The 15,912-nt window shown below is 62.7% G+C and carries 12 protein-coding genes; 3 read left to right on the forward strand and 9 right to left on the reverse strand.

All coding sequences use genetic code 11. The annotated features are described in order from the left end of the window. Positions 1-47: 47 nt before the first annotated feature. From HBJ55_RS15815 to HBJ55_RS15855, 9 genes are all read right to left on the reverse strand, one after another. Positions 48-1,304, reverse strand: coding sequence for an alginate lyase family protein (locus HBJ55_RS15815; protein ID WP_240936156.1), 1,257 nt, complete (start codon positions 1,302-1,304; stop codon positions 48-50). A gap of 50 nt (positions 1,305-1,354) precedes the next feature. Further along, positions 1,355-2,236: a polysaccharide lyase gene (locus HBJ55_RS15820; protein WP_167117018.1), complete on the reverse strand. Its 882-nt coding sequence runs from the start codon at positions 2,234-2,236 to the stop codon at positions 1,355-1,357. 71 nt (positions 2,237-2,307) lie between these two features. Further along, positions 2,308-4,950: an SEL1-like repeat protein gene (locus HBJ55_RS15825; RefSeq protein WP_167117021.1), complete on the reverse strand. Its 2,643-nt coding sequence runs from the start codon at positions 4,948-4,950 to the stop codon at positions 2,308-2,310. Between the two features lie 41 nt (positions 4,951-4,991). After that, a complete protein-coding gene (locus tag HBJ55_RS15830) occupies positions 4,992-6,236 on the reverse strand; it encodes an alginate lyase family protein (protein WP_167117025.1) in 1,245 nt (414 codons plus the stop codon). Positions 6,237-6,273: 37 nt separating this feature from the next. Next, entirely contained in the window at positions 6,274-7,161 is an 888-nt protein-coding gene (locus HBJ55_RS15835) for a polysaccharide lyase (RefSeq protein WP_240936157.1), read from the reverse strand. Further along, complete coding sequence (locus HBJ55_RS15840; protein WP_167117029.1) at positions 7,139-8,692, reverse strand: PilZ domain-containing protein; 1,554 nt, start codon at positions 8,690-8,692, stop codon at positions 7,139-7,141. Before HBJ55_RS15840 ends, HBJ55_RS15835 begins: the two co-directional genes overlap by 23 nt. A gap of 19 nt (positions 8,693-8,711) precedes the next feature. After that, complete coding sequence (locus HBJ55_RS15845) at positions 8,712-10,640, reverse strand: glycosyltransferase (protein WP_167117032.1); 1,929 nt, start codon at positions 10,638-10,640, stop codon at positions 8,712-8,714. 9 nt (positions 10,641-10,649) lie between these two features. Further along, entirely contained in the window at positions 10,650-11,996 is a 1,347-nt protein-coding gene (locus HBJ55_RS15850) for a UDP-glucose dehydrogenase family protein (protein ID WP_167117035.1), read from the reverse strand. Between the two features lie 378 nt (positions 11,997-12,374). Further along, positions 12,375-13,877 (reverse strand): RimK family ATP-grasp domain-containing protein, encoded by a 1,503-nt coding sequence (locus HBJ55_RS15855; protein WP_167117038.1) that lies wholly within the window; start codon positions 13,875-13,877, stop codon positions 12,375-12,377. Positions 13,878-14,064: 187 nt separating this feature from the next. Between HBJ55_RS15855 and HBJ55_RS15860 the strand changes: the two genes are divergently transcribed. From HBJ55_RS15860 to HBJ55_RS15870, 3 genes are all read left to right on the forward strand, one after another. Then, entirely contained in the window at positions 14,065-14,547 is a 483-nt protein-coding gene (locus HBJ55_RS15860) for a GNAT family N-acetyltransferase (protein ID WP_167117041.1), read from the forward strand. 69 nt (positions 14,548-14,616) lie between these two features. Next, the gene (locus HBJ55_RS15865; RefSeq protein ID WP_167117044.1) at positions 14,617-15,102 is read left to right on the forward strand and encodes a YajQ family cyclic di-GMP-binding protein; all 486 of its coding nucleotides are present in this window, start codon (positions 14,617-14,619) and stop codon (positions 15,100-15,102) included. A 173-nt stretch (positions 15,103-15,275) separates the two neighbouring features. Further along, on the forward strand, positions 15,276-15,806 hold the full coding sequence (locus tag HBJ55_RS15870; RefSeq protein ID WP_167117047.1) for an Hsp20/alpha crystallin family protein: 531 nt from the start codon (positions 15,276-15,278) through the stop codon (positions 15,804-15,806). Positions 15,807-15,912: the final 106 nt, after the last annotated feature.

The following is a 15,912-nucleotide window of genomic DNA, read 5'->3' on the forward strand; positions in this document are numbered from 1 at the left end:
AAGATAAAGGCCGGCACCTGGTGCCGGCCTTGCCGTATCGTACCGCTTCAATTTCTCGACAGTCCTTCGAAGGCGCGTGTCCGGCGTTTCTCCTCCTCGTCGATTACCAGATGCTGCTGCACGTCGGGGTCCATGAAGTACAAGGTGGCGTAGCCACCGGCCCCGCGGTTGTAAATGGGGCGCATCGACGCCAGGAAGTCGTCGAAGCGCGATTCGCCGAAGCGTGCGCGATACATCTCCATCCAGGCGAAGTACTGGTCATCCTTGAGAAAACCCGTGTACTGCTCGCGCGGCGCCAGGTCACCGAGCACGGAAGGGTCCTCGAGAATATCCATGGCGAAATCCACCGCATCGTGCATGGTCCCGCCATTGACTTCCATCTCGTACACTTCGTAGCCTTGGCGGTGCGTGATCTCCATGATCGGAATCAGGTAGAGCAGGGCATAATTCTGGTAATGGGTGGCGCGACGTCCGCGCTCCATCTCCATCGGAAAGGCCCCCTCCTCGGTCATGTCGTGCAGCGCGGAATGGATGGCACTGACGCCGAAGCGGAACATGTCGTCATCCTCGGTCAGCACGCCGATCATGGAGGCATAGAGAGCGCGGCGATAGAAATGATTGTTGCAACAGCTGCTTTCGGCTCCTTCGATCTCCATATGCACACTGGCCAGCTCGTTGAGCCAATCCTCTACCCTGCCTTTTTCCTCGCCCAAGCCCTCGGCATGCGGCCTGACAACGGAATAAGCCATGCCGGCAGCAAAGATCATCGACTCCAGCGAGAACCAGGCCTGGGGCTCCTTCCAGTGATAGTGGAAGTCCAGCAGGGCATCGTCCTGAGCCCATTTGTCCAGGAACTGCACCAGACATTCGGCATAATATTCATTGCCGCTGGCAACATAAGCGCCGGCAAGCTCCGATACGGTATCCTCGAACTTGAACAGGGGTTCGGTGGCTAGCTTCCAGTCATCCGGCGTTGGATAGAACCCGGGGATGCGCATTTTTTCTGTGATGGTGGGTATATTCAGCCGCTGGCGGCAGCTCGGCGCGTACTTGGCCAACTCCTCCCGATGCTGCATCAACAGGCTGTTGTTCGTCTCCTGAAGCAGCTCCATGCGCTCCTGGATATCGAAATAGGAAGCGTCAGGGTCGGTGACACTGTAGTCGGACAGGTCGAGCTTCTCGCGCTCCTCAATAGGCATGGCTTGAACCTGGGCGATGCCCCCGAAGGCCAGCGCCAGGCATGTTGTCATGCCGCTCAGGTGAATCAGTGCATTCGATCGTAGATCTTGTACGGGTTGCGTCATAGCGTATCGGCCTCCTGCATAGATAGCGCTGCGACTGTTTGTGTTCCGTGTCAGCCGCTCCCTCGGCTCGGGGCGAACAGGCGGAAGGCGGCGAAATCGACATGCTGGTCGCGTGGGGTTCGCCACTCCTCACCGGTACCGCCAAAGAAGGTCGAGAACATTATCCCGTCGATGCCTAGATCCGGCGTGGTGCGATAGACAAGATTGCGCTGTTCGAGAACGGGCCAGCCGTCGATCCATAGGCGTACGACACCGTTCTTCTCTCCGGGCGTGTTGAGGATCACCTCCTGCTCGACGTTGACCCAGCGGCCGGGAGGGAAGTACCAGGAGCCACGGCCAATGGACTCGCCTTCCCGGTCGACCAGATAGGCATATAGTTCGCCCTGGCCATCCTCACGCCACATCAGCCTCAGCGAGTAACCGTTCTCGCCGGTGACCGTCTCGCCGCCGCTGGGGGCCTCACCTCCGTAGAGCCCGGGGAGTTTACCTCCTTTGACAAAGTTAAAGTTCGCTTCGAACCGTAACTGATAGTGTAGACACGCCCTGTCGGCTTTTTCCAAGCTGGCTTCCCGGGTATAGAAACCCAGCCCGCCGCGCGGTATGCCACCCTGGTCGGCATCGCTGGGAGAGGAGCTGTCCTTGGGGTAGAGGGCGCGTAGCGCAGGCTCCGGCAACCCACTGGCCAGCGGGTCAAGCAGGTGGGCGTTGTTCTCCGTACCCCAGTCCCGGGTCGAAGCGTAATCCTCGCGAATGCTGTGCTTGGCGGTTTGAAGCCAATGGCTGGGTTGAAGGCTGGCGACTTGAGGGTAGCGTTCCGAACAGGGAGCCAGTCGTGGTGTCGAAACTTCCTCGTCACCATGGGTTGGTGCAAGTGTGAGACCCAGGCTAACCAGACCCAGCAACCATGACGTGATTCGCACTTCCCGTTGCATCACCGCTATCTTCCTTGCCTTGTCTGGTATGGGTGGCTCTCCCACCGGCCTGGCCGATGGGAGAGAGGGGTTCATTTTTCCGCCTTCACGTCCACCTCGGCGGCGGCAGCAAGGGCTGCCTCGTCGGTGAGCAACTGACGCAGGGTTTCGATGGCGAGCTGTCCTTCGCTCTCGAAGACATCGTCGAGCCACAGCAAGGCCTGCTGCTGGTTGGCGTGCTCCAGACCGCGTGCCGACAGGTAGGCCTGGGCCAGGGAGAGGCGCGCACTGCGATGGCCTTGGCTGGCCGCTTGGTAAAGGTAGTCGGCGCCCCGCTCGGGATCGCGCTCGATGTTTTCGCCGCGGAGGTACTCGCGACCGAGGATGGCCTGCGCTCCGGGGTGCCCTTGCTCGGCGGCTCCCAGCAGCAGTTCATGGCCTTGTTCGACATCCTGGTCGATGGCACCTTCGCCACGCATCAAGGCGAGCCCCAGCCCCACGCGCGCGTGGAGGGCGCCGGCATCGCTGGCCTGACGGTACCAGCGTTCGGCCTGTTCGGCGTCCTGCTCCACACCGTTACCGTTCTGGTAGGCCTCGCCCAGCAGGAAAGCCGCCTGGGAGTCGCCTGCCTCGGCGGCGGCAGTCAGCAGTTCCAGGCCACGTTCGACGTCACGCTCGACGCCGTCACCGGCCAGGTAGGCTTCTCCCAGACTGCTGCGGGCTCCTGTGTGGCCACGGGCCACGGCGGCTTCCAGATAGTCGATGGCGCGCTCGGTGGCGCCTCGATCCATGTACATGCGGCCGAGACTAGCCGCCGCACCGGCATGGCCCGCCTGGTGCGCCTGTTCCAGCCAGTATTCGGCTCGCTCCTGGTCTTGCTGGACGCCATTTCCATCGCGAAAGGCGCGACCGAGGTCGGCCATTGCACCGGGGTGGCCATCCTCTGCAGCGGCGACGAGCGCTTCTATGTTGCCCTGGGCTCCGAGGTCGCGCTGCAAGTAAGTGAGGGCCTCGTCGGCGGATTCATGCCCTGCCTCCTTGGCTCGGGTCAGCCAGCGGTTGGCCTCGCTCAGGTCTTGTTCGACACCGCTGCCGTTGCGATAGGCGCGACCGAGGACCACCATGGCATAGGCGTCACCCTGTTCGGCGGCCTGGGTCAGAAGCTGGATGCCCTGGGAAGGATCTTCCCGTAGCGGCCCCTCCAGGTAGGCTTCGCCGAGCTGGGTCATGGCCGTAGTATCGCCGGCCTGGGCGGCCTGACGCAGCAGCTCCTCGCCCCGGCTGGGTTCGAAAGCGTGACTCTCCTCGTCCAGGTAGGCTTCACCTAGCAGCCGCATCGCGCCCGTCTGTCCTTCCTCGGCGGCCTGACGCAGCAGCTCCTCACCCCGTGCGGGATCCTGAGGTACGCCGCGTCCCTCGAGGTAAGCGGCCCCCAACTGCTGGGTGGCCCACGGGTGGCCGAGCTCATGACCGCGCTCGAGATACTCGACGGCGATGTAAGGCTGGCCGGCGACCCGTTCATCGTCGAGATAGAGCGAGCCCAGTTGAGCCAGAGCCAGCGCGTGATCCTGTTGAGCCGCCTGTTCGAGCAGGTTCATGCCGCGGGGCAGATCGTTGAGCCCTCCCTGGCCTTCGACGAGTGCGCGGCCGAGGATCACCTGAGCATCCACCGAGCCTGCATCGATCGCCGCTTGCAGCCAGCGCTCGGCGAGCACTGGCTGCGGTTGGCCAACGCTGCCTTCCAACAGTGCCTCGCCGTAGTACGTCATGGCATCGACGTGCCCTTCATTGGCGGCTTCCTCGAGTAGCTCCATGCCACCGGCGGCATCGCCGGCGTCGACCATCTCGCGGCCGGCACGGGCCAAGGCATCGGCGTCACCGGCCTCGGCGGCCTGGCGCAGCCAGCGAACGCGCTGCTCGGGTTGGTCGCCGAGCAGTCCATCCGCCGAGTAGAGCGACGCCAGTTGCAGCATGGCGCCGGTATCGCCTGCGCTGGCCTTTGTCTCGAGCGTCTCGGCGTAGCGCTGGGCGTAGTTCATGACCGCGGCAGGATCCTCCTCCAGCCATCCGCCGGTGGAGTGTGCCTTGGCCAGCGCTTCCAGTGCCTGAGCATCGCCCTGGGCAGCGGCTTGCTCGTAAAGGCGCTTGGCCATCTCCGGATCGGCCTCGACATTCTCGCCGCCACTGGCCAACAGCTCGGCCAGACGGACTTCGGCGTCCTGATCGATGTTTGCCTCCACGGCTTGCAAGAGCAGGTGATAGGCCAGCACGTCGTTCTGCTTGACGCCTCGGCCTTCCTGATACAGGCGCCCGAGGTGCAGCGAGGCATGGCCGTGTATGGGAGATTGCAGCTCCAGCGCCTGACCGTAGAGCTCGGCCGCTCTAGCGGGATCCGCTTCGACGCCGATGCCGCGCTCGTAGAGCTTGCCCGCCTCATAGAAAGCCGGCATGACGTTGCGCGCCATCAGTGCGTCGAGGTGCTCCATGGCTTCCTCGTAGCGCTCCTCTTCGATCAGCCGTTGGCTGTAGTCGATGACGTCCCAGTCCCGGCCGGAGATATCGGCGTCGATGACGCCGCCGAACCAGGACTCATACCCCTCGGGAACGGGGGGGGCATGTGCGCCGGAAGTAGAGCCTCCCGGCGCGGCACAGCCGGCAAGCCATGCCGACATGATCAGCGCTGCGGCCAGCCGCAGCGAGGGGACGAGTCGAGTCCTATTCGTAGTCAGTTCCATGTGTTCCCCTCTGTGTGGTGTGTGATGTCTTGCTCGCGTGTTCAATTGCCCAGGCCGCGGAAGGCTTCGGTGCGTTTGCGCTCTTCGTCCAGATAGACGTGCTGCTGGGCTTCGGGATCCATGAAATAGAGGGTGACGAAGCCGCCAGCGCTGCGGTTGTAAGTGGGGCGCACACGAGAAATGAAACTGGCCATCTGAGGATGATCGAAGCGGGAGAGATAGATCTCCATCCAAGTGAAGTACTGAGGATCTCGCAGGAACCCGGTGAACTGCTCCAATGGTGCGTAATCGCCTAGCGCCGCCGGGTTGCCCAGGATCCGGAACAGGAAGTCGACGGCTTCGTGAATGTTATTGCCTTCGTACTCCAGATCGAAGATGTCGTAACCTTGGCGCTGGATGATCTGCATGTTGGTGATGAGATAGCTGAGCGCATAGTTCTGATAGTGGGTCGCACGCCGGCCGCGACTCACCTCGAGGGGCAGGGCGCCCTCCTCGGTCATGTCGTGCAGGGCCGAATAGATGGCGCTGACTCCGAAGCGGAACAGCTCGTTGTCCTCCACCAGCACACCGATCATGCTGGCGTAGAGGGCGCGGCGGTAGAAGTGGTTATTGCAGCAACTCTCCTCCGGCTGCCCGGGAAACGCCGAGTGCTGCAGGGCGAGACCGTGCAGCCACTGCTCGACCTCGGCGCGTTCTTCCTCCATGCCTTCCACGTAGGGGCGCACGATGGAGTAAGCCATGGCGGCGGCAAATATCATCGACTCCGCAGCGAACCAGGCTTGAGGGTCGTTGGGGTCGAAGACGAAGGTGGTCAGTGCTTTGGCCTCGGCCCAGCTGTGCAGGAAACGCACCAGACACTCGGCATAAAAAGTGTCGCCGCTGGCAACGAAGCTGCCGGCCAGTACCGACACACTGTCCTCGAAGGCGAAGAGCGGTTCGGTGGCGAGCTCCCACTCCTCGGGGTTGGGGTAGAAGCCTGGTATCCCCCCGCGCGTGGTAATGGGCTTGAAATTGAGCATCTGACGACAGCTGGGACCTGTCTCGAGTTCGTCTTGCAGCTGCAGCAGGATCGAGTTGTCGGTATCGTCCAGCAGGGCCATGCGCGCTTCGACATCGAAGTAGCCGGCATCCGTGTCGGTAACGCGGTACTCCGAGAGGTCGAGTTCCATGCGCTCCTCTCGCGAGAGAGTCTCGGCGGCTGCCGCGCCGCCTCCCGTCACCAGCAGGGCGAGGGAAAGCGTGCACAGCAGTCTTGCAGTAAGTCCTTTTGCTACGGCAAGGGGCATGATCGGCGTCGCTCCATTGGCGCTCGAATGCGAAGTGTCAAGATTTCGGTGCATAGAAACGGAAGGCAGCGAAGTCCACGTACTGATCGCGTGGTGTGCGCCACCCTTCGCCACTGCCACCGAAGAAGGTGGAAAACATCAGTCCATCGATGGTGACCGAGGGCGAGGTGCGATAGACGACGTCCTGCTGTTCCAGCACCGGACGTCCGTCGACCCATAGCCGGGCGATGCCGTTCTCCTGGCCGGGATCGTTGAGTATCAGCTCCTGTTCGATGGTGACCCACTGACCGAGGGGAAAGCGCCAGAAGCCGCGGCCTACCGATTCTCCCTCGAAGCCCACCACGTAAGGATAAAGCTCGCCTTCACCCTCTTCGCGCCACATCAGGCGCATCGAGAAGCCGTTCTCGCCATCGACGTCTTCGCCTCCTGATGGGGCTTCGCCGCCGTAGAGTCCTGGCAGCTTGCCGCCACGCACGAAGTCGAAGTCCGCCGGAAAGCGAACCATGTAGCTCAGGCAAGCTCGTTCGGCGCCCTTCATCGAAGGCGGGTCGCTGTAGAAGCCGGCCCCGCCAACCGGCTCTTCCCCCGGAGAGGAGGTGCCGGCGGGATAGTGCACGCGTAGGCCGGGTTCGCCGATCCCGGTCTGGCCGGCATCGAGGCGCTCCACGTTCTCCTCGGTGCCCCAGTGGCGCCTGGTATGAAAATTCTGGCGTATGGAGGTGTGAGCGTCCGCGGCTTGCCGGGGCTGGGGCGTTTCGGCCTGGGCGTAGCGCTGCGAACAGGCCTCCTCCTGGGGGATGCCGACGAGAGCGTCCTCGGCCTCGTCGGCCTGGGCGGCAAAGCCCGGCGGCAGCAGCAGTGCGCCGAGCAGCGCCAGGCATCGGCTGGCTTTCTGGCTGGGCTCAACCTTCATTGGTGCTTTCATCGTTGTCCTCCACGGCGGCGCGATAGATGTCATCGCCGAACTGGATGACCGTACGCACACCTTGCCAGATCCGCTCCGAGGCGGCCCCCAGCAGCGGTGCTTCGGTAAAGCGTACGTCCACGGGTTGGCCGACGCTCTCGGCCGGCAGCGGCTCCTCGGGTACCAATAGCACGCTGGCTACGTTCTGCTGCTGGCGCACCCAGCTGGGGAAGCCGGCGCGCGGCTGACGCTCGACGTCCAGTGCGACGTTGCGCACCCGGGCGCGAATCGGTTGGTTGGCGTTGGCCAGGGTCACGTAAGCCTGCTGGTTGGGTTCGATGCGGCTGATGTCGTTCATGTGCACCAGCGCCTCGACCAGCACGTCGTCCTCGTCGGTACGGATCAGGGTCATGATCCGCTCGCTTTCGTTGATGTAGACGCCGTCGGCGCTGCTCAAGGCCCAGGCCACCAGGCAATCGCAGGGGCTATAGATGTCGTTGCTGGCCATGCGTGCCTCGAGTGCGGCGATACGCGAACTCTCGTAGTCGCGAACCGTCTCGAACTGCTCGACACGCGCCCGGGCGATTTCCGGTGAGACCGACTCGAAGGTCATGGTGTCGCCACTGGCTGGCTGCGCCGAGTTGGCCAGGCTGACCTCCTGCATGCCACCTTCGAGGTGCTCGCGCAGGTTTTCTATCAGCCGGTTATTGTAGTCGAGCGCTGCCTCGGCCAGGATCAGGTCCGACTCCAGTTCGCTGTTGACCACGTTGGTCAGCAACTGGTCGCGCTCGACCTGATCCCCGGCCGTCAGCTCGTGCTCGCCGAGGATGCCCGGCCCAGGTGCGCGAATGTCGATGCGCGGTGCGGTGACAGCGGCGAAGCTCGGCTCGATCAGCATGAAGTTGCGATAGGCCGTGGCCGCCCCCACCAGCACCAGCAGGCCAATGGCAACGAACAGCAGGATATAGCGCCCCATCGGCTTGGGCGGGCGCGCAGGTGGCAAGGGTTTGCTCGCCTGGCGCTTGCGTGGGGTCTGAGGGTCTTCACCCGAGATCAGGCCTTCGACGTTGGGCGTGCGGCCGCTGAGTGCGCTGCGGATGATCTGGCGCAGCAGCTCGCGGTGCTGTGGTTCAATCTCCACGATCTCGAAGCTGGTGTCGTAGCCACCGCTTTCGGCGGGCCTGGAGCGCAGGCATTCCGCCTGGAGTGGCACGATCAGCTCGGTGGCGCCGGCCATCATAAGCAGCGAGGCGGAAATCCTCTCGCCCGGTTCGAAGCCGCGTGGACTACGGGCGGAAAATCCTCCCAGCGAGACATCATTACCGCTCAGCTCGGTGTCGCTGTCGGCGAGATCGACGCGAAACGGCAAAGTAACGCGAATGTAGCCGCGTTCGTCCCGGCGCTCATGCTGCAGCCGATCCCCCTGGGTCAGTCGCACGCTGTCCTGATCGGCACTCCTCGGCTCGGCGTGAGAGTCGGACTGCCTGTTCGGTCGGTTCCCTCCCAGGGTAGGCTCGTGCCGATTGTCATCGTTGAAAAAATTGTCAGCCATCCGTTGGTCGCTCCTTGCGTCAGGGTTGAGCCGCTGCCATGTCGGTCGGGGCATCGGGCTCGACCCTGAGTCGTACGTTGACGAGGGTCAGGTTATGTTCGTCAAAGGCCAGCTGGCAGTTCGCATCCACGGTGCACTCGACGGCATCCTGGATGGCATTGCCATTCGGGCCTTGCATCAATTCCGCCACGGCGGGGGAAATCGCCAGAACGGTAGTGTCATGATTGCCGCGGATTCGCTTCTCGGTCGGCAGCGTATTCTGCTGCAGGGTCTCGAGCAGCTCGCCTTCGAGTCGGAAGTAACCCGGCGGCAGTTGCACCGAGTCGCCGTTGTTGTCAGCAAGGACGGCGCTGAGCCAGCGGTCGAGCCGCTCGGGATCCTGGCTGCGATCCCACGTCTGATCGCGGGCTATGTGCAGCGATACCCGATCCGGTGGCGCCATCACACCGGTCGAGAGGAGCAGGATGAACAGCAGCACGCCATAGGCAAAGCCGTGCAGCACGTGACCCATGCGGCGCTGCCTGCTGGCCGCGACAGGGTCATCCGGCTCGCCTGCAGAGATCCCTTGCCGTGACCATTTCTGGCGGTTGAAGCGGAAGCTGACATAAGTCTTCAGCATCGCTCCCCATACCTGGTTGTAATAGATCAGCGGAATCCATAGCAGGCTGAAGCGCCCTCGCTGCCAGGCCAGAATCGAAGTGGCAATGCCGCGGGTGAAGAGAATCCACAGCACGTAGGCGAAGAAGAACGAAGGCCTCACGAACAACGACACCAGTGTCACGACCGTGGGCCCGACCAGGGTCGTCCACATGGAGAGGCGCTGATCCACCAGGCTCCACCAGGTGAACATGCCCATCGGCCGCGGCCCCAAGGCGATCGCTCGATTGCTGGTGCGCAACATGTTGCCGTACCAACGACGCATCAGGTCGGTGGTCGAGGCGAAGAAGCGCTTGCGGTCGGGTAGCTCTTCGAATCCAGTGACGAAGACATCCGGAATGTAGAGCATGCGCCAGCCGTTCTTCAGCAACCAGTACCACGAGGACTTGTCGTCACCGGAGAGAAACTTGAAGTTGCCGAAGCGCCAGTGTTCGACGTGGTCGCTCTCGATCAGTTCGATGAAGTCCGGCTGGGTCGCCAGGTCGGCGCGAAAGACGCTATAGCGGCCGGTCAGTACCAACAGGCGCCGTGAGAGCGACATCGAGCTCATCATCAGATGACGCTGCGCATAGCGCAGGTCGTACCACTCGCGGGTGGCATCGTTGCCGGTCACTTCGGCGCGGTTGTTGGTGGTCAGTGCACCCAGGTCTTCCTGAGACTGGAAGAAGCTGAGCGAACGCGACAGCGTGCCCGGCTCGAGCCGGATATCGCCATCCATCGACACCAGCAGCGAGCCCGGCGCCGGCAGGCGCCGGGAGATCGCCCGCAGCACTTCGGCCATGGCCGAGCGCTTGCCGTCCCCTTTCTGGAACATGTAGCGCACTTCGACGTTCTGCGGCCAGCCGTGATCGTCCATCACGTGAGTGATGACATCCACGTCGGTACGATCCGAGATGGAGGCGAAGATGGTGGTCGGTACGCCATAGTCGCGAGCTTCGCGAATCAGGGCGTCGTAGACGTGAAAGTTCACCTTCGCCTCGATCCGGAACGAGGTACACAATACGAACAGCTCGGGCGGCTTCTCCTCCTCGCCGATCGCGTCCGCCTCGGCCCGCAACTGCGGGAACACACGCCGGTTGTACCACACCGAACGCACGGCCTGGACGGCCCACCAGGAGTAACGCCAGATGGCGATCCAACCGATGACGAAGATGAAGCTCTCCGACTCCGGCGAGAACACCTCCGAGGGCAGCTCGCTGAGGATTACCACCATCAACGCCAGGCCGAACAGGAAGGTGGTGACCTCCGTGGTCCGGCTGGCGGTCGAGGGGTCTGGGGGAGTAGCGGACATCGGAACTCCTCAGGCCAGTACGGGCCGCACGGAGTCACCGCGGCCGATGCCATAGTAGGCGAGCCCTGCAGCCTTGACGGTATCGGGTTGGAACAGATTGCGGCCGTCGACAAGCACCGGTTCCACTAGCTTCTCGCGCAATTCGTTGAAGTCGATGGTGCGAAAGGCTTTCCACTCGGTGCAGATGACCAGTGCGTGTGCCCCCTCGAGTGCGTCGTCACGACGTTCGGTCAGCACCAGGTCGTCGCGCTCCCCGTAGATGCGCTGGCATTCAGCGGTCGCTTCCGGGTCGAAGGCCTGGACCCGCGCGCCGGCGTCCCACAGGGCTTCCATCAGGGCGCGGCTGGGTGCTTCGCGCATGTCGTCGGTATTGGGCTTGAAGGCCAGTCCCCAAACAGCGATGGTCTTGCCGGCCAATTGGCCGTCGAAAGCCTGGCACAGCTTCTCGAACAGCTTGTTCTTCTGCCGGGCGTTGACCCGCTCAACGGCCTTGATCATCTCGGCAGGATGACCGATCTCCTCGGCGGTATGAGCGAGCGCCTTGACGTCCTTGGGGAAGCAGGAGCCGCCGTAACCACAGCCCGGGTAGATGAAGCTATAGCCGATCCTCGGGTCGGAGCCGATACCATGACGCACCTCCTCGACATCGGCGCCCAAGCGCTCGGCAAGATTGGCGACCTCGTTGATGAAGCTGATCTTGGTCGCCAGCATGGCATTGGCAGCGTACTTGGTCAGTTCGGCGCTGCGCACGCCCATGAACATCATCTTGTCGCGCTGACGGTTATAGGGGCCGTAGCACTCAATCATGGCTTTCTTGACGCGCTCCGAGTCGGTGCCAACGACGATACGCGAGCCACGCGAAAAGTCTTCGATGGCTGCGCCTTCCTTGAGGAATTCCGGGTTGGAGCAGACGTCGAACTCCAGATTAATGCCGCGCTTTTCCAGCTCGGCAGCTACGGTGCGTTCCACCTTGCTGGCGGTGCCGACGGGCACGGTCGACTTGTCGACGACGATCTTGTAATCGTTCATGTGCTGGCCGATGGTTTCCGCCACCTTCAGCACGTACTTGAGATCGGCGCTGCCATCCTCGTCGGAAGGGGTGCCCACGGCAATGAACTGGAGCAGGCCGAACTCAACGGCCTTGGCGGCATCGGTGGTGAACTCGATGCGCCCCGCGGCCTTGTTGTTGCTGATCAACTCTTCCAGGCCGGGCTCATAGATGGGTACCTCTCCATCATTCAGGCGAGCCACCTTCTCGGCATCGATGTCCACACACATGACCTGGTGGCCGACATCGGCCAGACAGGCGCCGGTTACCAGTCCTACATAGCCAGAACCGAAGATGGTAATCCTCATGATCGTCGTCGCTCCTTGCAGTTTCGCCCTGTCATCCAATCAACGCCATCGTGCCTATGCCGGAGGTGACCGACGGGCGATGGCGTGCAGGGTCGGATTTAGTTGATTGGCGTGCCATACGGTACGCAACATTCGCGCCAACTAGAAAACACTGTTTCCTGTCAGGGATTTGGCGAGATGTGAAGAAAATAATTGTGCGATGGGACGGCACAAGCCGTCGCCAATAAGAGACGTATGTAGACCGAAGTGGCCTTAGCCTTTCAAATCAAGAGCTTGAACTGTCTCCTAATGGCGACAAGGATAGTTGGTAGGGAGGTAAGTTATTGTATCCTTTTGTTTTGTTCGGTCAGTTCGTAAACATGGCCCTCAAGAGTCTCTCTACTCTGCCGACCTAGCCGAGACGCGGGCTTCCATGCGGGACAGGAAGATACCCATGATGCGCTCGTAGAGCTGGCGGCCCAGAACGGTATCCTCGATACCGGCGTCCACGTTGGGGTTGTCGTTCACCTCGATGACAACCACGCGCTCTCCGGCCTGCTTGAGATCGACGCCGTAGAGTCCATCGCCGATCAAACGGGTAGCCTTCAACGCCGCCCTGATCACGGCGGGGGGGACCTCGGCCGGATCGTGAGTAGTGAAGCCGCCACTCTTCACCCTGGCGCCCGAGTGGTCGTAGATCTGCCAATGGCCGCGCGCCATGTAATAGCGGCTGGCGAACAGTACCTGGCCATCCAGAACGCCGATGCGCCAGTCATACTCGGTCGGCAGCCACTCCTGCAGCAGCAGCAGGGCGGAATCCTCGAACAGGCGCCGGGTTTCGTGCTCCAGCTGTTCGAAAGAGCCAATCTTGACGATCCCGCGAGAGAAGGCGCCATCGGGGATCTTCAGCACCAGAGGGAAGCTCAGCCCGGCAACTCGTTCCGCCAGAGGACGACGGTCGCGCCGTTTCAGTAGCACCCCTTCCGGCGCAGGCACGCCGCGGGCACGCAAGAGCGCGTGCAGGTAGACCTTGTTGGTACAACGCAGAATGTCCCGTGGGGAGTCGATCACTACCAGCCCCTCATGCTCGGCGAGTCGGGCCATGCGGTAGGTGTGGTGATCCAGCGCCGTCGTCTCGCGGATGAAGAGTCCGTCGAACTCGGCGAGTCGTCCCGCATCGCGCCGGGTGATCAGCGAAACGTCGATACCTAGCTTGCGTCCGGCACGAATGAAGGCCTTGAGCGCACTGCGATTGCTCGGCGGCAAGGCTTCCTTGGGGTCGACCAGTATGGCCAGGTCGAAGCGATAGCGACGGCGCGCCTTGGGCGTGCGCCATACCTTGCGTGAGTGCCGGTTTAGCGCAGAGGCGAACAGGTCCTGCTCGTCAGCGTTGAGATCGCGAAGGTGGATCGGCTTTAGCCGGGCTAGTCGCCACAGGTCGTGGCGTCGTACCAGGCGTGCCTCGAGCAAGGGGCAGGGCAGGCGCTCGAAGAGTTTGCGTGCGAGCCGGGCCAGCTCGGGTTCACGGCATTCACCGAAGAGCACGCGCAGGGTCACATTATCGCCGGCAAGACGACCCTGGCGCGCCAGCTCGCCAAGCAGCGGCGCCAGCGTATCCAGCTGCAGATCGACCAGCGTCTTGCGCGACAGTTCGTTGAGGGTCTCGACGCTGGGCAGGACACGCTGGCCGCGTGCCTGGGCGAGCAGCGAGACGTAGTAGCCGGTGCCAAGATAGTCGAGTTCGCCGCACAGGTTGATTACATGGGTGCTGCGGTCCTGGTCGGCTACGCTGCGATGACGTCGGTCCAGAGCCAGGAAGTCGTCGGCGCTGATCAGGTCTTCGGAGGGGTAGTAGGGCCGCCAGTCTTCCTGTCGGTCGACGACGATACGCAAGGGGCTCATGGGCGAGATCCGTTCGGTGGGAAAGGGGCGGCCGCGCCGCGACATGCGGCCAGCATGCCGCTGCAACTTCCTGTCGACAAGCGCTTCGACAGGTGAAATGATTTCATGATTGCGGCGGGTCAGAGCCCGCCGATTGGACCTAGGTTGATAGCAGCCGCGTTGCGACCGTGAGCCCCGGAGAATCCCCATGACCGTCACTCTGCGCCAGGCCCAGCCACAGGACCTGGACGCACTCTTTCGCCTGGAGCAGGTAGCCTTCAGCGGCGATCAATTCAGCCGTCGGCAGCTCTGGCACCTGTTGAATCGCGCTCATGCCGAGACCCTCGTCGCCGACGATGGGGAGCGGTTCATGGGATATGGCACTCTGCTGTTCCGGCGAGGCAGTCGTCGTGCCCGGCTTTATTCGTTCTGCGTTCATCCCGAGGCCAGGGGCAGCGGATTGGGTCGACGACTGCTCGAGGCGCTGGAGCAGGTCGCCGTACGGCAAGATGCCGAGGCGCTGGGTCTGGAGGTGCGGGCAGACAATCGCGTCGCCCTGGGCCTCTACCGGCGCATGGGCTTTCGGCTGGAGCGCTGGCTCGACGACTACTACGAGGATGGCTGTGCCGGCTGGCAAATGAACAAGTCGCTCGTCTGTCTGGTGGAAGAAGCCTCGACCCAGGATCGGTAAGCCCAGGCGCGCAGGGATCGGTCCGGGCTGATAGACTTCCGGCATGATTGGGCAAACAAGGACATCGCCATGCCATCCTTCGACATCGTTTCCGAATACGACAAGCACGAAGCCAGCAATGCCGTCGATCAGGCCAACCGTGAAATCCAGGGCCGCTTCGACTTCAAGGGCGTCAAGGCGAGCTTCGAGCTGAATGGCGACACGGTGCAGCTCGAGGCGGAAGTCGACTTTCAGCTCAAGCAGATGCTCGACGTGTTGCGCAACCGTCTCATTGCCCGTGGCATCGACGCCCGCTGCATGGAGGAGCAGGAGCCCGAGCTCTCCGGCGTGCGCGCGCGCCAGGAGGTCAAGCTCAAGCAGGGATTGGAGCAGAAGGAGGCCAAGGATATCGTCAAGCGTATCAAGGACAGCAAGCTCAAGGTGCAGGCGCAGATTCAGGGCGACAAGGTCAGGGTCACCGGCAAGAAGCGTGACGATCTGCAGGACGTCATCGCCATGCTGCGCGGCGAAGGCGGCCCCGATCTGGCGTTGCAGTTCGATAATTTCCGCGACTGAGAGGCGCAGCCCCACGCCATCGGCACCGGTCGATGGCGAATCGTTGACCTGGCGCAAGTGCGCGTCGAACGCTACTTGAAAACCGGCCCTGCGCCACCAATTCTGTTCATGCCGGAACGGGCTCGAAGCCCGTCCTATGCGTCACGTGTCTCACGACGAACAGGAGGTGGCGTATGAAACTGCAGAAATTCTCTCCCTGGAACTGGTTCAAGAGCGAACGCCGCGATGCCGCGGCGCCGGCTCCCGTGGAGCCTCGCCAGGGCGAACTCTCGCCGTTGCTCGGCATGCATCAGGAGCTGGACCGCTGGATGAATGGCGTCATGCGTCAGTTCGGCATGCCGACGCTCGAGAGCCGCTTCGGCGACCTGACCAGCCTGCTCAGGCCGCAGCTCGACATTGCCGAGCGCGACGAGGAGTACCTGATCAGCGTCGAGGTGCCCGGCGTGGACGAGAAAGACGTCAAGCTGACCCTGGACGGCGATCGGTTGATCATCGAGGGCGAGAAACGACAGGAGAGCAGCACCAAGGAAGACCGCTACCAGCGCATCGAGCGCTCCTATGGCAGCTTCCGCCGGGTGCTCGACCTGCCCGACGATGCACGTCCCGAAGAGATCTCGGCCTCGTTCGCCAACGGGGTGCTCAAGGTTCACGTGCCGCGCAGCGGCGAAGCGAAAGCGAACCGTCGCGAAATACCCATCCACTAGCGCTTATCGACGTCATTGGCTCGCCTTCGTGAACTGACCCCCGAAAGTTGGACACTGATCCAACCGTAGGGGGTTTTGCATGGCCAAGTATTCGGCCGAGTTCAAG

It is taken from the genome of Billgrantia bachuensis, assembly GCF_011742165.1.
Lineage (GTDB): Bacteria > Pseudomonadota > Gammaproteobacteria > Pseudomonadales > Halomonadaceae > Halomonas > Halomonas bachuensis.